Annotated in this window: 1 pseudogene; it reads left to right on the top strand. The window is 46.5% G+C overall.

Features of this window, described 5'->3' with window-relative positions:
* Window positions 1-182: pseudogene (locus PGX78_RS09130) on the top strand (RluA family pseudouridine synthase); the annotation flags it as partial.
* Between the last annotated feature and the right edge of the window lie 20 nt (window positions 183-202).

Here is a 202-nt window from a genome sequence, read left to right as displayed (position 1 = left end):
TGGGACATCCCCTTATAGGTGACGATTTATACGGCGGCTCTCGCAGATTTTTAAATCGACAGGCCTTACACGCCGATTCAGTACGCTTCATCCATCCCGTAACGGGTCACATGACATATGTAAATGTTCCCTTACCGACCGATATGCAGACCTTGGTCGCAACGGCTTGTTGGGATATTTAATTTTTCTTTTACAGAGGAGG

The sequence above is a fragment of the Megasphaera sp. AF13-6AC genome (genome assembly GCF_027685385.1).
Lineage (GTDB): Bacteria > Bacillota > Negativicutes > Veillonellales > Megasphaeraceae > Megasphaera > Megasphaera micronuciformis.
Note: the sequence above shows the minus strand (reverse complement) of the source record. Positions and strands in the feature narration are given on the sequence as shown.